Source organism: Mycobacteroides saopaulense, from assembly GCF_001456355.1.
Taxonomy (GTDB): domain Bacteria; phylum Actinomycetota; class Actinomycetes; order Mycobacteriales; family Mycobacteriaceae; genus Mycobacterium; species Mycobacterium saopaulense.
In genome coordinates this window covers 869,582-892,992 of the sequence record NZ_CP010271.1, presented here as the reverse complement: position 1 = coordinate 892,992, position 23,411 = coordinate 869,582, and the positions used below count along the sequence as shown (strand labels likewise).

20 protein-coding genes and 1 tRNA gene are annotated in these 23,411 nt (G+C 60.3%); 17 read left to right on the top strand and 4 right to left on the bottom strand.

Annotation, left to right across the window (positions count from 1 at the left end):
- The first annotated feature begins 14 nt into the window (after positions 1–14).
- Genes MYCSP_RS23040 through MYCSP_RS23030 form a run of 4 tightly spaced genes read left to right on the top strand, consistent with a single transcriptional unit; the run spans position 15 to position 4,943 of the window.
- Positions 15–1,346 carry a TRM11 family methyltransferase gene (locus tag MYCSP_RS23040; RefSeq protein ID WP_157886154.1) on the top strand — a complete coding sequence of 444 codons (1,332 nt, stop codon included), beginning with the start codon at positions 15–17 and terminating at the stop codon, positions 1,344–1,346.
- A 5-nt stretch (positions 1,347–1,351) separates the two neighbouring features.
- Positions 1,352–3,289: an AAA family ATPase gene (locus tag MYCSP_RS04450; protein ID WP_088413266.1), complete on the top strand. Its 1,938-nt coding sequence runs from the start codon at positions 1,352–1,354 to the stop codon at positions 3,287–3,289.
- Between the two features lie 8 nt (positions 3,290–3,297).
- Positions 3,298–3,888, top strand: coding sequence for a hypothetical protein (locus MYCSP_RS23035; RefSeq protein WP_157886153.1), 591 nt, complete (start codon positions 3,298–3,300; stop codon positions 3,886–3,888).
- A gap of 17 nt (positions 3,889–3,905) precedes the next feature.
- The gene (locus MYCSP_RS23030) at positions 3,906–4,943 is read left to right on the top strand and encodes a hypothetical protein (protein WP_157886152.1); all 1,038 of its coding nucleotides are present in this window, start codon (positions 3,906–3,908) and stop codon (positions 4,941–4,943) included.
- 12 nt (positions 4,944–4,955) lie between these two features.
- Here MYCSP_RS23030 and MYCSP_RS04445 read toward each other — a convergent pair whose 3' ends face one another.
- Both MYCSP_RS04445 and MYCSP_RS04440 read right to left on the bottom strand, forming a co-directional pair.
- Positions 4,956–5,963: a hypothetical protein gene (locus MYCSP_RS04445; RefSeq protein ID WP_088413265.1), complete on the bottom strand. Its 1,008-nt coding sequence runs from the start codon at positions 5,961–5,963 to the stop codon at positions 4,956–4,958.
- Complete coding sequence (locus MYCSP_RS04440) at positions 5,950–6,276, bottom strand: hypothetical protein (RefSeq protein WP_235629519.1); 327 nt, start codon at positions 6,274–6,276, stop codon at positions 5,950–5,952. The genes MYCSP_RS04445 and MYCSP_RS04440 overlap by 14 nt, the downstream gene beginning before the upstream one ends.
- A 779-nt stretch (positions 6,277–7,055) precedes the next feature.
- On the opposite strand from MYCSP_RS04440, the gene MYCSP_RS04430 reads away from it, so the two are divergent.
- The 7 genes from MYCSP_RS04430 (at position 7,056) to MYCSP_RS04395 (ending at position 12,438) form a co-directional block, all read left to right on the top strand.
- Positions 7,056–7,131 (top strand) — tRNA-Arg (locus MYCSP_RS04430).
- A 348-nt stretch (positions 7,132–7,479) separates the two neighbouring features.
- Complete coding sequence (locus MYCSP_RS04425; protein WP_088413264.1) at positions 7,480–7,794, top strand: WXG100 family type VII secretion target; 315 nt, start codon at positions 7,480–7,482, stop codon at positions 7,792–7,794.
- On the top strand, positions 7,794–9,767 hold the full coding sequence (locus tag MYCSP_RS23025) for an endonuclease (protein ID WP_157886151.1): 1,974 nt from the start codon (positions 7,794–7,796) through the stop codon (positions 9,765–9,767). Before MYCSP_RS04425 ends, MYCSP_RS23025 begins: the two co-directional genes overlap by 1 nt.
- A complete protein-coding gene (locus MYCSP_RS04410; protein ID WP_235629518.1) occupies positions 9,767–10,153 on the top strand; it encodes a hypothetical protein in 387 nt (128 codons plus the stop codon). Before MYCSP_RS23025 ends, MYCSP_RS04410 begins: the two co-directional genes overlap by 1 nt.
- 32 nt (positions 10,154–10,185) lie before the next feature.
- Positions 10,186–10,602 (top strand): hypothetical protein, encoded by a 417-nt coding sequence (locus MYCSP_RS04405; RefSeq protein WP_157886150.1) that lies wholly within the window; start codon positions 10,186–10,188, stop codon positions 10,600–10,602.
- 121 nt (positions 10,603–10,723) lie between these two features.
- On the top strand, positions 10,724–10,996 hold the full coding sequence (locus MYCSP_RS04400; protein ID WP_088413261.1) for a hypothetical protein: 273 nt from the start codon (positions 10,724–10,726) through the stop codon (positions 10,994–10,996).
- Between the two features lie 359 nt (positions 10,997–11,355).
- Positions 11,356–12,438: a GGDEF domain-containing protein gene (locus MYCSP_RS04395; protein ID WP_235629517.1), complete on the top strand. Its 1,083-nt coding sequence runs from the start codon at positions 11,356–11,358 to the stop codon at positions 12,436–12,438.
- Positions 12,439–12,440: 2 nt separating this feature from the next.
- Here MYCSP_RS04395 and MYCSP_RS04390 read toward each other — a convergent pair whose 3' ends face one another.
- On the bottom strand, positions 12,441–13,907 hold the full coding sequence (locus MYCSP_RS04390; RefSeq protein ID WP_088413260.1) for a sugar transferase: 1,467 nt from the start codon (positions 13,905–13,907) through the stop codon (positions 12,441–12,443).
- Positions 13,908–14,712: 805 nt separating this feature from the next.
- Between MYCSP_RS04390 and MYCSP_RS04385 the strand changes: the two genes are divergently transcribed.
- The 6 genes from MYCSP_RS04385 to MYCSP_RS04360 are packed head-to-tail and all read left to right on the top strand — an operon-like array spanning position 14,713 to position 21,010.
- Positions 14,713–15,783: a glycosyltransferase family 4 protein gene (locus MYCSP_RS04385; protein ID WP_083016196.1), complete on the top strand. Its 1,071-nt coding sequence runs from the start codon at positions 14,713–14,715 to the stop codon at positions 15,781–15,783.
- Positions 15,780–16,964: a glycosyltransferase family 4 protein gene (locus MYCSP_RS04380; RefSeq protein ID WP_083015974.1), complete on the top strand. Its 1,185-nt coding sequence runs from the start codon at positions 15,780–15,782 to the stop codon at positions 16,962–16,964. Before MYCSP_RS04385 ends, MYCSP_RS04380 begins: the two co-directional genes overlap by 4 nt.
- Positions 16,957–18,255 (top strand): lipopolysaccharide biosynthesis protein, encoded by a 1,299-nt coding sequence (locus MYCSP_RS04375; protein ID WP_235629516.1) that lies wholly within the window; start codon positions 16,957–16,959, stop codon positions 18,253–18,255. The genes MYCSP_RS04380 and MYCSP_RS04375 overlap by 8 nt, the downstream gene beginning before the upstream one ends.
- Complete coding sequence (locus MYCSP_RS04370) at positions 18,252–19,256, top strand: CgeB family protein (protein WP_070912960.1); 1,005 nt, start codon at positions 18,252–18,254, stop codon at positions 19,254–19,256. The genes MYCSP_RS04375 and MYCSP_RS04370 overlap by 4 nt, the downstream gene beginning before the upstream one ends.
- On the top strand, positions 19,243–19,854 hold the full coding sequence (locus tag MYCSP_RS04365) for a YdcF family protein (RefSeq protein ID WP_070912961.1): 612 nt from the start codon (positions 19,243–19,245) through the stop codon (positions 19,852–19,854). The genes MYCSP_RS04370 and MYCSP_RS04365 overlap by 14 nt, the downstream gene beginning before the upstream one ends.
- A gap of 10 nt (positions 19,855–19,864) precedes the next feature.
- Positions 19,865–21,010: a glycosyltransferase gene (locus tag MYCSP_RS04360; protein ID WP_083015968.1), complete on the top strand. Its 1,146-nt coding sequence runs from the start codon at positions 19,865–19,867 to the stop codon at positions 21,008–21,010.
- Here MYCSP_RS04360 and MYCSP_RS04355 read toward each other — a convergent pair.
- A complete protein-coding gene (locus tag MYCSP_RS04355; RefSeq protein ID WP_088413258.1) occupies positions 21,007–23,406 on the bottom strand; it encodes a hypothetical protein in 2,400 nt (799 codons plus the stop codon). The genes MYCSP_RS04360 and MYCSP_RS04355 overlap by 4 nt on opposite strands.
- Between the last annotated feature and the right edge of the window lie 5 nt (positions 23,407–23,411).

Here is a 23,411-nt window from a genome sequence, read left to right as displayed (position 1 = left end):
AACCAGGAGAAAGTGTGACCCAACAGCTCGAATCTCATTATGCTGCACTCGAGCGACGCTTCCCGCTGAGCGACGGCCACGACTATGAGCGTCTCGTGGTACCTCAGGGAAACAGCGACGAGGCTTTTCATCGTTGGTTCCATATGAAAGAAGCTTATAGTCCACATCTACTGCCACGTGTCGTAAAGGATCTTAACTTAACCACCAAAGAAACGATGCGACTTCACGATCCGTTTGCCGGCAGCGGAACAACATTGGTCAGCGCCCTGCTGCAAAATGACGGTCCTGTATTCTCTGCCTCAGGTGCGGAGGTCAACCCATTCTTACATCTCGTATCATCGACAAAAATGCGGGTGTTATCGATGTCAGCACCAAAGCGCAAGAATCTGGCGGCGACATATAAGTCTGCCGTCGACGATATACTGCGGGAAGCAAAAAAGAATTCCCGGACGCGGCCCAAACCTCCGGCTTTATCCGCATTTCAGAATATTGAGTATTTCCCACGCGACAGGCTCCTGCCGCTGTTGCGTATTCGTGAGGCATGGAGAGAATATTCTCCCGGGATAACGCGGGACCTTATCGCAATCGCCTTGGCTGGATGCATCGAACCAAGTAGCAGATTGCGCAGAGATGGACGAGCCCTTCGGTACGAAGCCAATAAGCAACCCGTTGATCCTCGCCAACTTTTCCTCGAAAGAGCCCAACTAATATCCAAAGATATCGAACAGGTCGACCCAAAAGGCTCCGGCGACGTTATAAATACGAGTTCTACTGGCAGCATCCCGTGGACCGATAAGTCCGAGTCGCTAGATCTAATCTGTTTCTCGCCTCCATATCCGAATAACATTGACTACACCGAAATATACAAACTAGAGCTCTGGTTCTTGGGGCAAATCGAATCCGCTATGGACTTTAGAAGCCAGCGCGACAACACAATGAGGAGTCATCCTAGCATTCGGTTTACGGAGCGGGGCTACTTGGATGAATATCCCGAACTAACCGCGTACACGGCCGATCTATCGGCACCAATTCTTGAGTCTATTCCTGCGGACAGGTATCGACTTCAGCGTACGCGCGTAATTGAAGGCTATCTGCGCGATGCCGCCATGATGTTCTTGAACGCTCATCGCGCGCTGATACCGGGGGGGCACGCAGTATATATTGTTGGGAATTCTAGACATGGCACCTCTGGCGGTCAGTACACCATTGCCAGTGATGTTCTCCTAGCAGCTATTGCTGAAAGAGTTGGCTTCGATGTTCTCGAAATCAAGGTCGCACGGCGACTCCACAGACGTGGCCGACAGGACCATCTCCGAGAATCAACAGTCTTCCTACGTAAACGGTGACACGGATGCCTAGAAAATTCCATCTCCCTATCCCTCATCAACTCCGTCTGAATAATTTCTCGCTTTATCGAAACAAGCATAATATCACGGTAGATTTCTCTAAGGGTGTATTCTGCCTCGCCGGTGCTAACGGCCTCGGAAAGAGTACATTTCTCAATACGCTGAACTACGCTATTACTGGTATAGTTCCTGATCCTGATCGAAAATTTGAGTCGTTAGATGAATATTATCGGCATACCTCATCGTATTCCAAGCTCTATTATATGGGGAGGGTCGATGCAGTTGACAGAGATTTGGCATGTGTCAGTGTCACAATGTCTATTCGCGATAACAAATACTCAATATCGCGCCGATTTTCAGACTGGGAGTCGTTGAGCCATCTCCAAATAGAGGGGCCAAATGGGGTCATAGTAAAACAGGACGAGGAGCAGTCCGACTCTGAACGAAATAGAATATATAAAGAACAGGTGATATCCGATACCGGACTTGCGACATTTCAACAGCTGGTCTTCATGCAGATCTTCGTATCGACCTTCGATGAACGTCGGAGGCTGCTGCTGTGGGATGAAGAAACAATTGAGCAGGCACTCTTGCTGGCGTTCGGCGTCGACCCGGCACAAGCAGACCAGGTGGATAACTGGAGACGTCAAGTCGAACGCCTCGAATCTCAAGCACGAAATCAACAGTATCAGGCCACTACGGCAAGAAATCGTATCAAAGAGTTAACCGGACGTGTTGCGGCGGAATCTAAGTCGGCATCTGAAGTGTCGACTGAGTCATTCGAAGAAGTGGAGCGTGAACGAATTGCACTTACAAAGAACTCTCAGAGATTGACGCAAGAGTATGAAGCAATGCAAGTGGCAGAAGCCGAGGCACGATCTCAATTGTCCGTCGCCGAGCAAGCGTACGCCGATGCTTTCAGTCAACTAATTTCACCTGATCCGAAGTTGCATCCGACACTACTGCGGACACTTGAGACACACGTATGTGAAATCTGTGGTGCGAAAGGCGCCGATCAGAAGATTCAGATCAGCCTGGATGCTGGTTGCTGCCCATTGTGCAACTCGAAACTGGCAGAGAAGCTGCAGACAGATTCTGGCGAGCTTGACAAGCTGAACGCTGATGTTATCCGCGCACGTGAATCTCTGACTGCCGCGTCTGCGAACTTGACTATGGCAGTAGAAGCGAAAGATGATGCTGAACGGCTGCTGGCAGATATTGAGGCCCGTAGAAGTTCTATGCCGGAGAGTGGCAGCATAGCTCTTAGCATGGACAACGACGCTGTACGGACGCTCATCGGGCAGTATCAAGCGGAAGCGGATCGTGCCACCAGAGACCGGAATGACTTCCGGAAACAACGAGACAAATTCCGTAAGATGCTTAGCCCGATGGCACAGGAACTTGCGAGTCGTTACTCAGAGGGCGAAGCGCAGTTTGTTCCGTCGTTCACCAAACTTGCTAAGCGTTTTCTGGGACTGGACGTCGATGTTTATCTAAGTCAGCGAGCGGGAAGACCACACTTAGTCGTCACGGTAGAGGGTGTAGAGCGTCGTGGAGCAGATCAGCTCTCAGAGAGTCAGCGGTATTTTCTTGATATTGCACTTCGTATGGCGTTAGTCAGTCATATTGCTCAACCTGCAGGTGTTGCGTGTTTGTACATTGACACGCCAGAGGGTTCCCTTGATATCACGTACGAGGCCCGCGCCGGACTTATGTTCTCCGATTTCGTTGGTGAAATTAATCAGCTTATCATGACGGCAAACATTAACACGAGTAAATTGTTGCAGTCGCTCGCGCGCGCCTGCGGTTTGGACCGAATGGCTATTGTTCGGATGACTGAATGGACTTCACTATCAGATGTTCAGGCAGAAGGAGAAGAACTTTTTGATATTGCTCTAGCGGAGCTTGACACTGCACTTAGAGAAGGTCCCGCTGGAAAGTGAGACCGATTATGTCTGCCACATACGATGCGTTGATGCTGATATCGGGTATCACTAGCAACACTACGGTGCAATCAGGCGGCGTTGATGGTGCGACTGAGCAAGAGGTTCATGCTCTGGCCTATTTGGCCGGCCAACTTTCCAGATGGACAGCACCTGACTTTGACTGGGGCTACGCCTTCTTTGCAACAAAGAAGGCTGAGCCGTTCGCGCCTGAGGTATCTAAGGTGATCAGTAGCCTTTGTTCGGCCGGCGCTATCGAGCGGTCAGGGGGTTTGCTTCATCTTTCTGCAACGGGTGAAAAACTCCGCAACCAACTGAGCCACCACGTAACAGCGAAAGATCGAGCTCCCTATCTTGATGCTGCTGTCGCAATAATTTCTCTCATACCAATTCCTCTGGTGCTACGAGCGCTGGGTCATGATCCTACGCTTATTTCTGCCCGGCCGTCGCGCGAGCTACTTGATGAAACTGCATTAAACATATTAGCAAGTTACCACGATGCGCTAGCAAAAACTCTGGGCTCGCCCACAACCCTCCTTTCCCTGGCTGAGCTATGGATACGCTATCTACTCGCAATTAGTGAAGCCGAGGCGGCGTGAGCATAAATTATTCACTCATGCAGAAGGTACACAACGAGACGCTGCTTTCCGCGTTGCCGGAAGATTCCGGTACGCAAGGGGAGGAAACCGTGCTCAGACTAGTTCGTGCGCTACCGCATATACACGCAGAGCTACCTGTTGATCTATTACCCAATGGCCTAATTGTATTTACGGTTATAGACGATGACGCTAGTAGTCCACTTGCGCACCTCGAAGTGTTGATGACTCTCGAAATGCGGACGACGCATCCGCATAGAGAGTTCACTGTAGAAGTTACTGACAATGGTGGCTACAGGCTGTCTACCTCATTGATCGATTTAGATTTGTTATCCAACGCCATCGTCTATAAGTATACTCATCCCGCTGTCGAGACTTGGCATGTTGCGGGTCAAATCCGTCCAGTATTTAACCCGGTCGCGGGTAAAAGTATCTTCGCCACCCCCCTCTTTACCAAACTCGAAGAGGCATTGGTGAGCTATTCTGAGCGGCAAGTGTCGGAATGTCGTTGTCAGATACTGCAAAACGCCTGGCTTGACGCACGGCGGCTTATATGGAAGCGCCGGCCGGAAGTATTTGTCCGGCGCAGTTTAGAGCAACATCTGGTCTCGTCTCTTCGGGCGGTCGTCGAGGTCGAGCATGTTGTAGACGAGACGAAGCCCGTAGACATACATGTACATTGGCCTCTTTCTACCCAAGCTGCCCTAATAGAATGCAAATGGATGGGTACAAGTGCTTCGGACAAGGGGGCCGATGGTAAGAGGAAAGTTACAGATTTTGGTCCTTCTACTGCGGTCATGGGATTGGGTCAACTAGCTGATTACCTTGATAGGAAACGTAGCCGCACCGATGGAAGAAACTACAAAGGGTACCTGGCTGTAGTTGATGGCCGTCGCAAAGGTGTGAGTGTGGACTCTGCAGAGGACGATTCGAAAGATTATCAGGTTGAGGATTTATTTCATTATGAATACTCGGCGATAGACTGGCCTGAGCACCTGATTTCCAGGCCAGATATAGGGCCACCGCTTAGAGCGTTCTGCCGACCGATAAGTAACTAATTGCACTTACCTCTAGACTGGTGGGGTATCAAGTCTTTCGAAGGATTCGGCTGTATAGGTGGTCTTTGTATTGCCGCCGGGGGTGGTTTCGACCTTCATGGTGGCGTTGATCCGGACCCGATCGCCGACGGCCAGTCCACGCGTTTGGCCGGGGTCGATGCGTCCGAGTTTGACTGTGAGGGTGTCGTTGTCGCCGTCGCCGCGTTGGATCACCCATGAGCTGACCGCGCTGACGGTGAGGTATTCGCCGATGATCTCGACGGGCTGTTCGTCGAGGTTGGCGTGCTCGACCGTCGCGGCCATATGGGCGGCTGCGGCGGCGGTAACGGCAACGCGGCGGGTAGCACGGGAGGGTTGTTGCCACGCGATTTCGACGTCGAACTGTGCTCGATCAAGAGTCTTGACAAGATCACGGACCGAGGAGGCGGTGCGCGGACCCAGATCGCCGAGTTCGCGCACGAACACCGATTCATCGGGTGCGGCGCCGATGTCATTACCGGCGGTGAAGACATCGATTGCCGCGGAGACGGCAGTGTCGAGCATCTGATCGTCGGTTTCGAGTTCGGTGAACATGCCGACCTTGCCGCCGCTGTGTCCGGTTTCGGCGATAGGGGATGTGCGGGGTGTGACGGTCAAGATGATGGAGCCTGGACCAGAAGCAGCTGTCAGGAGCAGGTCGGTGCGTCGTTTGACATCCGCGTTGGGTTGGCGCCCAAGGGTTTTGTCGCCTTGCTGGGCCGCGCCGACTGCGGTGGCCAAGCGCTGGAATCCGGTCATGACCCTGGCCACATCGTTGACACGGGCCGATGAGCCGGTGACGCCGTCGCCGGTGATCCGGATGTTGCCGTAGGAGGTTAGGGTGCGGCCCAGCGGGTCGGCGGCGATCATTGCCTCGATGCCGATACGTGCCAGATCATCGGGCGTGCTCCAGTCCGGCACCTGGGTGTCGGCGTCGGGGCCGGTCATGGCTGCGACGATCGCTGCTGCTAGGACGTCGAGTTCCTCGCTAGGAGTAGCCATCGATGATCACCTCCAAATATCCTCGCCGGGGCAACGCGTCGAGGCGAGTGCGGGGCGCTCCAGCTGGGCCCGACGCGACGCGTTGCAGCAGGTTGTCGAGCATGCCGCGGCGGTGAAGATACGGAGCATAGTAGTCGTCGGAGTCCTGTGGGTCGGGCTGGCAGTGCCAGTGCGCAAGTTGAGTGTTCACCTGGACACCGAAAATCCGGCGCACTTCCCCCGGCATCGCGAACGCGCCAAGCAGCGGCCCGGTGACCGGGTCGAGGCGCGCTTTGCCGAGTTCGAGGTCTTCGGCCCAGTACAGGGATTGCACCGGCTGTGGCTCAACGGAATCCGAGAAGAAGGTGCCATGCGCCCCATGCGGCGTTGATGGGTACGTGATGACCTAGCAGGCGCCTGATCGCCGAGGAAGGCGCGCAGTAGTTGATCGAGCGCTTTGCGTTGTGGCGTGCTCATCCGCTGCGCTTCGGCAGGCGGCTCGTATCGATCCGCCATCGGCGCTCGTGCCCCCGCCGCGGCGAAAGCCACTGTTTCGGGGACTTCGGCCAGGTATGCGATCGCGCGGATCGATGCATCCGAGGGCCGGGAGGCGTATGCGCCCTGTCGCAGCCTGTTCAACGTTGCATGCGACCTCTCCCGACGGCCAAAGTCTACGCCCGCCGCACCCCCCAAAGGCACTTACCGCTGGTACATCGACTTCGCCACCAACTGCGGGACCGTTCACACCGAACGACTCGACATCACCTCCGAAGACCGGGTGGCGCGAGGACAGCGAGAGCCTCAACAACACGCTCGACCGCACCCTGTACGGCGGGCGTATCACCGCCCACAGTGCCATCCGCCAGTACGGCGTCATGATCGGATTCGCGTCGGGCCGCAACGCCATCGCTCACTACATCCACTGCTGCGATCAAAAAACCACAGCCGCTTAACCAAGCACCGGTCTACCCGTCGCCAAGTCACACAAGCCCCATAGATCTCAGCTGGCCACGCGGGTAACGCCAGCACCAGCCCCGACTCACCCCCAGCCGACGTCCGAAGCACCCTCGCCGACCCGTTAGAGTTTTAGACACCTATTCACACAGGTCCCCCGCCCTCGTAGCTCAGGGGATAGAGCACGGCTCTCCTAAAGCCGGTGTCGCAGGTTCGAATCCTGCCGAGGGCACCATAGTTGTTGTATGACGTCGGGTGATGCTTGACGTTTCGATGTCGGGTGATGCCTGACGGTGTTTCGGCTGATGCTTTACACCGGTGTCGGTTGATCCTTGACACTCCCTGGCACGGTGCCCGCGAAACAATAGGCCTTCGCCCCGCGAGATCACTCGTCGATTTTCTTGAACAACCCCGCGACGCGTTTCGTCTGTCTGCTCGAATCGTTGGCCGTGTCGGCGCGGCCAGCTACTGACGCCAGCGCCTCGTTACCCGTTTCTCAGCTAACACGTTCTATGCGCGCTGGCGGCGGGTGAGGTAATCTGCCGTCGAATATGGTTGCTGGCTACGCGAGGGGGGATCGAGGGTGACTGATCCGTTGCAGGTGACCCCGGAGCGGCTGCATGCCTCGGCGAACGCGATGGACAAACACCTGCGCGATCATCTGGACGCACACCGGGCCGCCGACGCCAAAATTACCGGCGCAGCCTCCGGGCTGGTAGGGGTAGCCGCATCTGCGCTATCGACCAAATCCACTGATCTGCAAGCTAAGTCGCTGCACATCAGCAACGAGTTGACGCATTTCCGGGATGCCTTCGATAAGTGCGGGTACGCGTTTAGCACGACCGATGAAGAGTCCAAGGTCAGGATCTTTAACACCCGCGCCTACGGGGGTTCCTGATGTCGCTGTCGGTGGGCGAGCTCAAGAAAGTCAGCGTCCAGTCGATTCGTGACATAGCCGCAGGTCTGCGCGCCAAAGCCGCCTCGATGCGTGCCACCAAAACCGGAGTCTCGGACCTGCCACACAAAGGCACCTGGACCGGGGTGGCTGCCGATAACGCCGACCACGAAATCGGCACCTTTGGCAAAGGGCTGGGCACCGACGCCGAGGCATATGAGAACGCAGCCACGAAAGTTGATCGGGCGGGTGATGAGTTCGAGGGCCTCAGACAGCTGCTTACCAAGTTGGAGAACGAAGCAGCGGGAAAGTTCTCCATCAACGAGGCGACGGGGGAAGTCACCCCCTTGAGCAAGGATTTCAACAAGTCCGATCGTGACTACATCGCCAACACGATCAAACAGCTCTGCGCCGCGGGCGGGCAGGCTAACGATGACCTGGCTGCCGGAATTCACGCCGCCGACGCGTCCGGGACGACCACCCCGGCCGGCGCCACCGGGGCGCTACCCGCGGTGCCGGGTTCAGCCATCAAACCGGATGGCTCCATGGGAGCCCTGCAGAATCTGGCGGCGCCGAGCCCCGACGGCGATCCGGGCACGACTAAGGCCGCCGCCGCTGGCACTGATACGCAAGCCAACTATAAGGAGTGGTATCCGAAAACCACTGTGCCCGGTAGCGATAAGCCCATCGATCCGCGACTGTTGGGCGGCCTGGAGGCTGCGCCGGGAGTGCGTGATGGCCGCGACCAAATACCGCAGCGGACATCCCCGACGCTGCAGCCCCGTGATGTGCCAGCTTTCAAGGAAACCACCCGCGCACTGCTGCAAAAGCAGGGCGTGCCCGCCGACCAAATCGAAGCGAAGGTCAACGCCGCCGTCGAACGGGCACAGACGCCGCATTTCCTGCCCGACGCGCCCTCGGCCACACCCTCCGAACACGTCAGTAGAGACTTCGGAGAGCAATTCAACAAGTTCACCAACGGCATCAGCGACTCAGCCAGCAGAACCGTCGATGGCCAGATAGATCAAGCCAAAGTACTTACCGGACAAGCAGGTCCAGGCGCACCCGGAGTCGCAGAAGCATGGAAAGAACTCGCGGTCGACACCGGCAAGGGCCTCATCAACCAAGCCCATGAGTTGATGACCGATCCGCTGGCCGCACCCAAGATGGGTATCGAAGAGGCACGGGACTTCGTCAACAGCCCCTCGGAATACATCGGTAAGAACATCATCCACGGCACCGAAGCCCTCGCCGGCGGGGCCGTCGGCGGCGAAGCGGCAGCCGGCGCCCGCGGACTACTCGGAGACCTCACCGGCGCCGAAGGGCACGCCATCACCCACGGCATCGACAGCCCCCACCCCGCACCGACCGTGGAACACACACCAGCTGGTTCCGTCGACCATCCCTCACCCGGCGTCGGCCTAGACCATCCGACGCCGAACCCGGGCAGTTGGAACCACTCCATCGAGCATTACTCGCCGCAGGCGCCACAGTTGGCAGCCGATCTCAACAACGCGTTCACCAACGGCCACCCGACCGCAGAGCTGGCGGGCCAAGTCGCAGATCACTCCACCCACCACGCACCCGGCATAGGCAGCACAGCCAACCCCGACCGAGTAGTTCTGGGCAAATGGGATGGGCAAGACGGCGGCTATATCGGCGAAGCAAGACACAACGGCGGCATCTACTTCGACACCGGCGACGACACCTGGAACGCGGTGGGCCGAGGACTTGACGATGCAAGCTCCCGAAGTCTTGGGTGGCAGGTCAACGAACAGTTCTTGCGAACGCAGTTGGAGAATAGGGTGCCGCGGGTTGACTACGTTCTACCCGAGGGGTTTACCAGCGTTGAACAGGTAGCAGCAGTGCAGAGGCGTTCCTTTTCTGCAATGGAGATCAACTTCTTGAAAGAGAACGCAGCAGCGTACGGATACGTCCAGCAAGGCAATGTCTGGGTCTACACGGGAGGCAAGTGATGAAACCAGCAGAGCTAGCGAGCTTTCTAGATCGAACCCTCTCCGGTGCCGGTTTCGTGCTCGACGAAGTGCAAGACGCTGTCAGCTACGGAGACCGGCCAGCGTGGGCGATCTACTATCGGGGCCTGGACTGCAAGCTTCAGATTTGTTCATCGCTCCGGGACGGTGGCATCGATTTCTTCCTTGCACCGCTGGACACGCCCAATGAACTCGGGGTGGACAACAGGTCAAAGAAATGGCATTACATGCTCATGCTGAGCGGCACTGACGACGACCTGGTGACACCAGGTCTCACTGCGGACGACGCCACGGTTATGGCCTGGATGAAAGCTCTGTTCGATATTCATTTCGCCGCCGCACACGATGCCCTGCTCGCCCGCAGTTAATCGATAATCTCAATTCCTGTGCAGCACAACCCATGAGCGACAATTTTCCGACAGAAGTTCATTCTGTTGTGGGACCAGCATTAGCTAATCTCGGGTTTACGCTTGATGAGGTCGATAACAACGTGGACGAGGGCGGACCGCACTGTTCTGTGGTGTACTACCGTTCGAGCGACTGCAAGATTCAGGTGTATCAGTCAGCCCGCGAAGGCAGTATCAACTGCATGATCGCCCCGCTGGACGTTCCAAACGAATACGGACCCCGAGCCGAAAAGTGGCAGTACCTAAACAGATTCGTGAAACGCCCGGACCTTCCCCTGGAGGAGCTAGCTAGCGCCGCGAGGGCAGAGTATGAGTCGTATGCCAACCCGCTTGAGTGGGTAAGGGACCGTATAACAAGGAATTACGAAGCGGCACACGTCGGCATTCTCCAGATGTACAGCAATACCTGAGCTGCCGCCTCCGACACGAGACGAATCTCAGTGGGGCGACAGGTCTGTGTGCGACCGTGCGCATATCGTGCCGACAATCTGGTAGCTCAGAGATATGGCTTCCACTGGACGAAGGACAGAGATGAGCGTCCCGATTACTTACTACGCGCTCCTATCGGGGGACCGCACCCCTGACGATCCCGGTGGAATTCTCAGGCGGACACACACCGTGCCTCCGATAGACGAAGCATTCGGGCGGGATATGCAGTGGCACCCCAGCCAGTATCTTCGCCGGTACTACCTCGGGCATAACGACGTAGACCATGTCGAAATCGACGAAGAATCGGCAAAGTCAATCCTCGACCGGTGGAGCGCCGAGTGGACCGAAGAGGACCTGACGAGCAGTGGCGGCTAGTTCAGTTCAGACATCGTTAGCCACGCGCGGCAGTTCGCAGAACAGGCACACACCAGGCAAGCCTACAATGCGGGCCAACCGTGCATCGGACACGTCAGCAGCCTCTCCGCACTTTCCCCGTATAAACACTCACAACACGCCGCATATAGCAAAGGGCGACCGTGGACGCATACAGATGCAATTATCTTGACCTGCAATACTTTAACGGACTTGTAAAAGCTTCAATGCCTTCAACAGCTATAATCCGGTGTCGCAGGTTCGAATCCTGCCGAGGGCACTTGCCGAGTTAGCCGATCGCGCCGCCCGACTGTTTCCGTATCCGCAATACACGCCGGGACCTGATGTTTCATACTTAGCCCGTGCCCAGCACCCGAAGACTGCGGCCGCATCGCAGGCGGACTCCCGACCAGGAGTATCGGTTCGTCACGAGCGCCCTCGGTCCCCGGAACCTGCGGCATCTGAAGGTCACCATCGGGTTGCTGTGCATGTCGATCCTGCCTTTGGGCACGATCGTCAACATGCATCCGCTGGGCCCGCAGGGCACCGGACGCACCATCCACCAAACACTCATCGCGGTCTCATTCCTGGTGGGCGTGTGCTGGATGGTCCGCCCGTGGCCGAGTAGACGGTGGGCCATCGCCTTTGTGATGTGGGCCGACCTGTCGTTCGCGGTTTCCGCCTGGTCGTATGCCGGCCCGATGATGCGACTCGCGCCGGTTCTCTACATGAGCATGATCGGCGTGTTCGCCGCGTTCCTGTTGGGCTGGCGTGTGTTGGCCGCGCATTGTGTCTTCGCGTCCGCGGCGCTCAGCTCAATCACGCTGTGGAACATCCGTACCGGAGCGGCGAGCTTCCTCGACCAATTCCTCTACAACGCACCGGTGTTCACCACGGTGGTGGTGCTGCCTATCTTCATTCAGGCCGTGATCGAAGGAGGCAGGCGCTCGATCCGGGCCACCATTTCCGCTGCCAACCGAGATCCGCTGACCGGCCTGCTGAACCGCAGAGGAATGCAGGCCATGTTCGAACTCGCACTGAGCAGGCGACCGGACCCCCCGACCGTCGTGGTGATGGTCGCCGACGTCGACAGGTTCAAGGAGCTCAACGACGCCTATGGACACGAGGCCGGCGACAGGACCCTGCAGGCCATCGCGGACATGTTGTTCCTCAATACCCGCGACGACGACATCGCGGCCCGCATCGGTGGCGACGAGTTCATGGTCGTGACGTTCGTGGACCAGGTAGACAACATCGCCGCGATCACGGAGCGAATCCGCAATGCACCGCTGGGCGCAGACGCACCCGATGTGTCCCTCAGCTTGGGCGTCGCCTGGTCAGCCACCAATACAGAGGATTTCAACTTCGAATCTCTGGTCCGGCAAGCGGACTTCAAACTGTACGAAGCCAAGCGCGCCCGCACACCGCGCGGGTCCGTCGCCTGACGTCAGTACGCGCCCTCGCTGCGCACCACCGCACCGACAGTCCGGGAAATGATGCGTATGTCGAGCCCCATGGACCAATTGTCGATGTACGAGATGTCGTGGCGAATGGACTCGTCGACCGATAGGTCATTGCGCCCGCTCACCTGCCACTGGCCGGTGACGCCCGGCTTCACCAGAAGCCGCCGCCGCATGATCTCGTCGTATGCGTCGACCTCCCGCTGCACCTGCGGGCGCGGACCGACGACGCTCATGTCACCGAACAACACATTGAAGAACTGCGGCAGCTCATCGAGGCTGTACTTCCGGATGAACGCCCCCACCGGGGTGATCCGCGGATCGTCCTTCGCCTTGAAGAAAACCGGGGTACTGCCTGCCGAGTCGATCATCCCGGCGGTCTGAAGGTCGGCACCGGTGTACATGCTGCGGAACTTGATCATCCGAAAAGGAATGCCGTCCAACCCGATTCGTTCGGACACATAGAACACCGGGCCGGCGCTGGTGAGCTTGATGGCCGCGGCAATCGCGATCATCACCGGCGCGGTGGCCAAGATCGCAGCCGTGGCGAACGCCATGTCGAAGGCCTCCTTGGACATGGACCGGGCACGCCGATAGCCCGGGGCCAGCATCTCCAACATGTGAACCCGCTCAAGACCACGATCAGCGGTCGTCACGACCGTTTCATCCACGTCCCCCGGGGACACCGCGAGCTCAATACCCAGATCTCCCAGATCTGAAGCGAGGCTTGCCAGTTCTCTGCGCCCGAGGTCGTCGGTCATCGCCACCGCGACGATCTGCGCCGAGGTCCGCTGCGCCGCCTCGATCACGTGTCGGTCGTCGCCGACGACGGGAACGCGGTGATCGCCCACCTCGATCGCTGTTTCGCCATACCCGGCGCCCACCGCTGGTGTGCACGCACCGACAACCTCGAAACCACTATCCCGGTGGCGGCCGAACGCGGTGACCATCTCACGGACCGCATCGTGGTCGCCCGCCAACAACACGGCGGTTCGGCTCTCCGAGCCCCACACACGGCGCAGCACATGCCGGGCAACGAAGATGCCGAACAGTCCCAGCGGTATCTCGATGACGAGGTGCCGGATGTCGATCAGCTCGATACGCGAAATGAGATAGGTCAGCAGAACGATGGTGAACAGCTGGAACGTGACACCGACGACCGTCTGCCATTCCTGCAGCACCGCTCGCAGCGCCTTACCCGGTCCCACGGTGTGCAGCGATAACGCGGCAAACCAGATGACGGCGATTGCCACATCCGTCGCCACGTACCAGCCGCCCAAGTCCTGGCGCCCGGACATCAGATGGTGAGCGAGCTGGTAGGACACCAGTGAGGTAAATGCGATGGCCACCAGATCCGCGGCAGGCGCCCATCGTCGGTGCAGGTAGAACAGCCCCCCCGGGCGTGCTTCTACCCTCCGTTGAATTCCGTCACTAACGAAGCTCTTCAAATCCATAAGTGCACTTGACCCGTTCGTTCATATCGGTTGATTCGTATGGACGATTTCGGCAATTGAACCCGACCTATTTACGTGATGAGGTTTCCATAACGATCGGAAACACGCCACGTGATGACAGTCACGCTACGTCACGCCCACGGATGCCACAAATGAAAGTTTCATTGCCGGTAAATAAGAATCATCTAACAAACATCTCCGGGTGGTCATCATTGCTAATATGACAGCCAATCACAGCTCGCTCACTGGCAAATAACTTTTTCATAACAAGTGCCGTTAGAGCACTTTACAGCAAGCTATTGCCTGTCGCCGGAAGCCAGCCGCAGCGTTATCTCACACGCCAAAGGCACCCTGCTGCGGGCAAAAGCCCAGCCAGGTCAAATCAAATGTTTACCGCCCGGAAACCGCCCCTCGGGTTGCGAACCACACGGGATGTGTTGCAGGCTTACAGATGGGTCGGACCGGCTGGCGATTTAGACCAGGCGTATCAAACATTCACGCGCTCACGAATTTCGCCCTCCGAGCGGCATCTTGCTACTCGGAAATGCCATTCGGCCTACTCAGGCATTATGAGCACCAATGGGATGTGAACCTCTCAGCGGCCACGTCGACACGTGCCGTGTGGGTTGAATATTGAACAAACATGACGCATGGGACCGAGCCCCCGAGCCGGAACGCACACGACGGCGAACGCACGCGCGGCGGCGGTTGATGCTCGACGTCGAACCAGCGCCGTATCGGTCGTCGTCAGCAAATGCCCTCAACAGCGGAGACGAGGCCTGACATGGCGCCCATCAGAGTGCACATGACCGGGTCGGAGTGGTTCTCGTCACTACCCGGAGGACTGAACAGGTACTTCACCGACCTGTTCTCCGCGCTGCGCCATCGAGACGACATCGACCTATCGGCTGCCGCGTTCGGGGTGCCGTCGGAGGGCGGACGATCCTGGGGCGCCATCGGCGGGTCCACTCGGTCACGGGTCCTTACCGCGTTCAACGACCGAGCGGAGCTTGCGCGCGCCGGCATCCTCGATCGCCACTTCTGCCTGTACGGACCGTCGGCTCTCGGCTGGCCCGCCCAGCGCAGGCTGGTGGTGCACTTTCATGGACCGTGGGCGGCGGAGAGCAGATTCGCGGGCGCCGGCGCACTGCGGTCACGCGCCAAATACCTCGTCGAGCGTCTCCGGTACTCCGGGGCCGAACGGATGATCGTGCTGTCGGATCAATTCCGGGACGTCCTGATCGAGGACTACCGGATACCCGCCGACCGCATTGAGGTCATTCCCCCGGGTGTCGACCTCGACAGATTCCACCTGCTGCCCCGATTGGACGCCCCCACCGGCCGGCGGACGGTGCTCTGTGTGCGCAGACTCGAGCACCGCATGGGCATTCACCGCCTGATCGAATCGTGGCCGGCGGTCGTATCCGCACATCCGGATGCCTGCCTGATGATCGTGGGAACCGGCACCGCGGAAAGGGATTTGAGGTCGCAGGTGACGTCTGCAGGACTGGACGACAGCGTCCAATTCACCGGACGTGTCGACGACCTGACCCTGACGCAGCTCTACACACTCGCGGACTTCACCGTGGTGCCCTCGGTGGCTCTCGAAGGATTCGGATTGATCGCACTCGAATCCCTGGCCACCGGCCGGCCCGCCGTCGTCACCGATTGCGGAGGGCTTCCCGACGCGGTGCGCGGACTGGACCCATCGTTGATCGTGCCTGCCGATAACGCCGAAGCGCTTGCCGCACGCCTGGTCTCGGCACTCGACGGTGCACTTCCCGACGCACAACAATGCCGCCGACACGCCGAATCGTTCTCCTGGGCCACAGCCGCGCAACGTCACCAGGCCGTGTATGCGGAGCTGAGCGCATGATCCAGGCGATATTCGTGGCGCACACCGCGGCACCCTCTGGCGCGGAACTGGCGACCTCGCGGCTCTTGTCGGCGCTGCGCGGCGCCCCCGCCGAGCACGCGGTCGAACCATCGGTGATCTACACCGAGGATGGCCCCATGGTGCGCACGATGAGGTCGCAGGGCATACCAACGTCGGTGTTGGCCAACACGTTCAACAGCCGCAGCGTCACCATCCGTGACTCGGGATGGATTCGCCGTGTGGCCGGCTTGGTGGCGCTGATGCGCGTCGGGTGGGACCTGGGCGCCGCCGTGCGAGAGCGCGGGGGCGATGTGTTGGTAGCGGGCAGCACCAAGGCCCTCATCATGTCCGCCGTCGCGGCCAGACGAGCCCGTATCCCCTTGATTTGGCATGTTCACGACCGGATATCGGCCGAATATTTCGGTGCCGCAATGGCGTTCCTTCTTCGCACGTTCGGCAAGATCGTCGCCGACGGATACATCGCCAACAGCCGGTCCACCGAAGAATCGCTTCGCCCGGGGCGACGGCGAGGTGTCGTGGCATATCCGGGCCTTGATTTTCAGCACACCCCGGACACCGAGCACGCACCACAACGGCCTGCCACCGAAACGGTGGTCGCCGTCGTCGGCAGGCTGACGCAGTGGAAGGGACAAGATGTGTTCCTTCGGGCACTGGCCAACACCAAGATCCGTCCTCGGCGCGCATACCTGGTCGGCGGCACATTCTTCGGCGAGGAACCATTCCGAACCGAATTGGAAGACCTGGCAAGTGAACTGCAACTGCCGGTGACATTCACCGGACATCTCGAAGATCCCGCCGACATCCTGTCCATCGCCGACATCCTCGTGCACTGCTCGGTCATCGCAGAACCCTTCGGCCAGGTCGTCGTCGAGGGTCTGCGTGCCGGATGCGCCGTGATCGCCACCCGACCCGGCGGGCCCGCCGAGACCATCGAATCGGGCGTGCACGGACTTTTGGTCGATGCCGGTGCCACCGATCAACTGACCGTCGCTCTCGACCGTCTCATCGAAGACCGTGACCTTCGAATCCGCTTGGCGCGGGCCGGACAGGCACGTGCCCGCGAGTTCGATGTCGCCGATTCGGCACAGATCGTCGCGTCATTCCTCACCGACGTGCTGGCCCGCCGCCCGGCCAATTCGAGGGAAGTGCGCCGTGTCTGAAAAATCTGGACGTAGCACCACACTGCCCCGGGCGTTGAGACTGGCCCGGGATTTCGGCGCGGTCGTCTTCGGCAAGTACGGCCAGTATCTGGTCACCTTCGCGACGGTGCCGCTGCTCGCCCGGATCCTGGGCCCGGCGGGAATGGGGTTGTTGGCGGTCGGGATGGCCGCATACTTCTTCGGCTCGATCGTCGTCGATCTGGGTATGACGCCATTCCTGGCCGCACGCGTACCCGAACTGCGCAACACTCCCGCAGAACTAGGGCAGGTCCGCAGCGACTACGTGGCCCTGAGGCTGATGACCCTCGGAGTGCTCGGCATCGCATTCGGCGTCGGCTGGATCTTCGGTGTGCCGCCGTACGCCCACATGATTCTGTTGGGGCTCTTCGCCGGTGGGCTCTGGGCCACCTCGGAGGACTGGCTGCTCATCGGCCAGGGGCGATTTGTCGCGTCCGCCCTGTACCAAGGTTCGGGGCGCATCACCTACCTCGTTCTGCTGGTGGTGCTGCTTCCCCACTCTCCCCATGCGTCGACCGCGGTCCTGTGCCTGCTGGGCTCCTCGATCTTGACGGTGGCGGGCACCTGGTGGGACAGCCTGCGAACCTTCGGCGCGATGTGCCGCCCGTATGCGCCCGGCCAAATCCTGCGCACCAGCTGGCCGATTGTGACCTCCCGGCTTCTCACCACCGGGTATGGCCAAGGAGCACCGGCCATCTACTCCGCGATGCTCGATGCCATATCACTGGGCCTGTTCTCGGCGAGCGACCGTTTGGTCAGGGCCATGCAGTCGCTGTTGGACATGATCGGATTGGTTCTGCTGCCGCGCATGGCCAGACGCAGCGCACACGCGCACTTCTGGCGCAGTGGTTTTCAGGGATTGCGCGGCGCCGTCGCGGTGGCCGTCCTCGCCGCGGCCGTACTGTGGGTGCTGGCCGCACCCATAGTTCGCGTCATCTTCGGAAACGAATTCCTCGGAGCCATCGACTTGTTGCGCGCCGAACTTCTCATTCTTCCCGCGAGCACCATCAGTTCGTACATCAGTACCGCGCTCCTACCCGTGCGCCAGGACACCCATGGCGTACTCATCGCCTCGGTGGTGGGCACCACGGCGTCGGTGGCCGGCCTCATCGCCGCCTCGTGGACCCATTCGGTGTGGGCGTTGATATTCGGCGTCATCGGCGCCGAATTCTGTGTAGCTCTGTGGTATTTAGCGCGCATCCGGCATCTGTCCGGCCGTGAACAGGACCTGCTCGCCGAAACCCACGCCGCGCAGGAAGGGGCCCCGCGATGAAGATACTTTTCGTAGGCGACGACTGGGTCGGCAGTAACGCGCGGTCGATGGCCGATGGATTCCGGCAGGCGGGTCATGAGGTCGTGGTGGTCGACACCACCAACGTCACCTTGCCCACCAGGTTGTCGCCGGCCTGGCTGTATTCAAAGGGCATGCGCCGACGGGCGCCGTGGCTGCAGGACGCGGCACACCGGCGGATTGAGCAGATCGCGCGAGACTTTGCCCCCGACATGCTCTTCGGGTTCAAATCCATCCATCTGGATCAGGCACGACTACTCCAGACACCGACCGCCCTCCGCGTGCATTACAGCCCGGATGACGTCGGCAATCCCTACAACACCACACCGGACTATCTGGCCCACGAGCACGGATGGGACTTGGTGGTCACCACCAAGCGTCACAACGTGCCCGAACTGCTGGCTCGAGGCGCACGCCGGGTGAAGTTCGTCCACAGCGCCTACGACCCGGCATGGCATCGCCTGTGCGCCAAACGAGTTGCGCGGCAACACCTCGTCGGATTCATCGGCGCCCGGCGCCCGGATCGATCAGACCTGATCACCCGTCTCGGCACCGAGCATGGACAGAATCTGCTTGTCCGCGGCCCCGGCTGGCGGCGCGTACCCGCGCTGCGGACCACCGGTGCCACGATCGGGGGCGCGGTGTACGGCGATCACTTCGCGACGACCGTCGCCTCGGTGACCGCGAATCTGGTCTTGCTCAACTCCGACAACCGCGACACCCATACCTGCCGCACCTTCGAGATACCGGCCTGCGGAGGGCTATTCGTCGGAGAACGCACCGACGAGCACAGCGAACTGTTCAATGAGGGCACCGAATGCCTGCTGTTCTCCGATGAGGCCGAGCTTCGCGAGATTCTGCAGTGGTGCAACTGCCATCCGGCACAGGCCACCAAGATCGCCGAGGCGGGATACACCCGCGTGACGCAGGATTCGCACCGATATGTCGATCGTGCCAGGGAGATCATCGATGAGCTTCAGTGATGCGAAGGAAACTCCGGTCGCAGACACCCCACCGACCGCGCCCACCGGCACGCCTCGCCGGCGTCGGCGAATCCTGGTGGTCTGCATCACCATCGCTGTGCTGCTGGCAGGTTTTGTGACCATGGGGTGGCGGGTGTACATGAATCCGCAGACCGATCCCCTCCGGCCTGCCGATGCCATCGTCGTACTGGGCGGCACTCCCTACGAGCGATTCGACGTGGGGCTGGACCTGGCCAAGCGCGGCTACGCACCGTACTTGCTGATAGCGCAGTCGACCGGCGCCAACGACCGCAATATGGACAAATACTGCAAGGGACACTTCACCTTCACGGTCAGCTGCTTCATCCCCGATCCCTGGACGACCGAGGGCGAGGCCCAGGAGATACGTGCCAAGGCACAGGAATTCGGGTGGCATCACATCATCGTCATCACCTTCACGCCGCATGTCTCGCGGGCCCGTTACATCGTCGGGAAATGCTTCGACGGAGAACTGACCATGGTCGCCAGTCCCGCACCTTCCGGAGTCGCCTTCTGGTCATGGATGTTCATCCGCCAGTCCGGCAGCTACGTGAAGGCCGTCCTGACCCCCGGATGTTGAGGAGCCAACCGTGAGTTCATCGCGCATCGCGATCGTGCACGAACGCTTTACCGAGTTCGGCGGCTCGGAACTGGTGGTCGCCGAGTTCATGAAGACCTGGCCGCAGGCCAAGGTGTTCGCGCCCATCACCGAACCGCGCTGCCGCCAACAGGTGTTAGCAGCAGCCGGACGAACCGACGACACACCGCACGAGCCGATATCCGGAACCTGGCTGGACGACGCATACGCCTTGACCGGACGTAGATCGCATGCGCCGCTGCTGCCCTTGGTGCCCGGCGCCTTGGGAAAGCTGCCACTCGGTGACGACGTCGACGCGGTGCTGATCAGCCATCACTCGTTCGCGACACAGGCCGCCTTCGCTACCGAAGCCCCCGTTATCGCGTATGTGCACAGCCCTGCCCGCTGGGCATGGGACCGCACCTTCCGCGATCACGAGATGGCGAGCCGGGCAGGCCGAATCGCGCTGTCCGCGTTGGGGAAGCTCGCGCGCCGCGGGGAACTGCGCGCGGCGCCGCGGTTGTCTCATGTCATCGCCAACTCCCGCGCGGTGGCCGACCGGATTCGTGATTGGTGGGGGCTGCCGTCCACGGTGATCAGCCCACCCGTGCGCATCGACCGGTTTTCGCCGGATCTGTCCATCCCCCGCGAGGACTTCTACCTGTGCGCGGGACGACTGGTCCCCTACAAGCGCGCCGATCTGGCCATCCGCGCCGCCCAACGGGCCAATTGCCGTCTGGTGGTGCTGGGCGAGGGACGCTTCCGCGATCACCTCGAGCAGATCGCCGGACCCGAAACCACCTTTCTGGGTGCCGCGTCCGACGAGGTTCTCCTCGACATGTACCGGCGGTGCCGTGCCCTGCTGATGCCCGGAGTGGAGGACTTCGGAATCGTCCCCGTCGAGGCGATGGCATGCGGGACACCGGTTCTGGCCCTGGGCGAGGGCGGAGCCCTGGACACCGTGAACCCGGGGGTCACCGGCGAGCACCTGATGGCAGGTCCGGACGACGCCGTTGTGGAGCAGCTGGCCGAGCTGATGCGCGACTTCAACCCGGCCGACTACGACACCGGCGCCATCCGGGCACGGGCGTGCGAATTCTCACCGGAGGCGTTCCGTTCCCGGATCGCCGACACCGTACTGGGGGCCGTGCGCGCCTAGTCTCCCGTCGAGTGCTTGGCGCCGCCCCCACCGGATCCGCCATGCGAGCCGGAACCGTCTGACCCGTTGGCGGCATGGGATCCGGCCGAACCGCCACCGGATGCGTCGGGTGCGCGATGCTTGCCACCCGACTCGCTGGGCGTTTTGACCTTGACCTTGTTGGAACTTGCGGCTGATCCGTCGTCGTGATGTTTACCGGAATCGTTGTCCTGCTTGGTCTTGGCAGCCTTTGACGCATCCGCGGTGGCCGACGGCTTCGAGCCGTCGGTCTCGGTTGCGGTGGCGGATTCGACCGTGTTGGTGACGGTGGAGGTGATCGCCCCCCTGGTCTGCTTGATGGCACCGGTCGCCGAATCCTTCAGCGCACCGTTCGCCTTGTCGACCTTGTCCTGCAGCTTCTCCTTCACCACCGGCTTGGCAGGCTTGTCCGTCTCTTTGTCCTTCGCGTCTTGCACCTCGGCCTTGGGCGCTTCCTTGGCGACATCCTTGACGGGTTCCGCAGCGGGCTGAGTCGCCGTCTCGCCGGTCGACACCACGCTCGCTTCCGGCGCGGTAGACGCCGATACGGAAAGCGGTGTGGACGTGGCCTTCTCGACGACCTTCTCCTTGGTGGCGACGAGATTCGAGGCAAGGGCCAGCTTCGGAGCTTCGAGCTGTTTGACCTCGGGTGCCGCCACCGGGGTGCCCAGTTGCTTCGACGCGGCTGCCGGAGTTTCGGCTTCCTTGGCCACCGGTGCCGGTGTATCCGCAACCGCCGCCAGGGCATTCGGAGCCGGTGACGACAGGGGCGCCGGGGCGGCACCGATCAGACTACCGAGCTGCGTCATCACGTCCTTGTAGAACTTGGAGGCCTGCAAGGTGTTTGACGCCGCCCCGTTGAACAGATTTCCGTACTGCTGTGTGAGTAGGTCGGAAATCGGCGTCAGCGCAGGCGTGACCAGGCTCTTGTACAGCGGGGTCAACGCCTTGGCGAGTTCGACCGTGGGGTCCGGGATTCCGAGCGCGGTGCTGATCAGGCCGGAGACCGTGATGAGCTGGGTGGGCACGATCGCGCCCGTCGGAATCAGGTTCGGCGGGATGACGCCCAGCGGCGTGTTGGCCCCGGGCGCGGTTCCCAGCTGGAAACTCGGCATGAGGCCCACACCGAACAGGGACGGCAGCGTGAAGCCGGCACCCTCGGTCCCCATGTTGAATCCACCCAGGGAGTAGACGACCGGTATCGGCAACGCCCCGCTGAACGGGGTCTGCAGCACCATGACGTTCTGCCCGTTGTTGATGTTGAATCCGTTGGTGCCGAGGTAGTTTCCGGTCGTCACATTCAGATTCGTCATACCCAGGCCGAGCATCGGCATCGAGAAGTTGGACAACGTGGTGCCGACCGGCGAATAGATGCCGTTCTGCGTCGGGATCAGCACGTGGGCATTGAACTGACCGGCCTGCCCCAGTCCCAGGGGCGCCTTCATGCCGGTGGCCCACATCGGGATGGAGAGCACGGTCTGTGGAACGTTCACTGCCCCGCCGTCGACGACCAGGGTCGGCGCGGTAGCCCACCACCCTGTCTCCATGCCCAACGGGAACTGGTAGTTCCCCGCTCCCATCGGCACCCAGGCCGTCACATTGGGCAAGGTGCCATCGGGCAGAATCCGCACCGAGTCGGGCAGGATGCCCAGGGGGTCCAGCGAGGCGGGAATCTTGATGTTGAGCCCACTCGGCGTTTGGACAAATGTGTTCGTGATGGTGGTAAGACCGCTGGCCTGCAGCAGTGGCCAGTTGTATCCGGCCGTGAACTTGTCCTGCTCCGCGATCAGCCCGTCGACGATGTCACTTAGGGGCGGGAGCTGGTTGACGATGGGACCGATGATCGGGTTGTTGAACACGCCGTCCAGCGCGTTGGCCAGACCGTTGAGGAGATTCGCGCCCGGGATGGTCGTGGGCAGCGGGAGGTCCACAAATCCCTGACCTGGGATCTTGATCGCCGGGATGACGCCCGGCACGGCCGTTGGCAGCGGCGTGCTCGCGAGATTACGCAGCACGTCGGGGAGGTCGGCGATCTTGGTCAGGTTCGAGTGCGTGAGACTCGTCCCGAACGTCGGGAGCAGGCCGCCGGAACCCTGCGCGACGGGATTCCACACGCCTCCGGCTGCCGTGCCGATCGCATTAGTTCCGGATAAGTAGTTATTGAGCGCGTCCTTATAGTCCGTGACCGCACCCTTGTAGTCCGGCGCCGCCGCAGCGGCCTGTGCGGTCGGACCGACGAAAGCCAAGCTAGCGGTCGCGGCGACTGCTCCCGCCGCGGTCACGGTGCGTTGGACGACGACCTTTTTGGATGACTTTCGATGGCGCTGAGACAAGACCGCTACCTCTCCTTTGAGGAAACCTACAAACGTGAGCAGCACTGTAA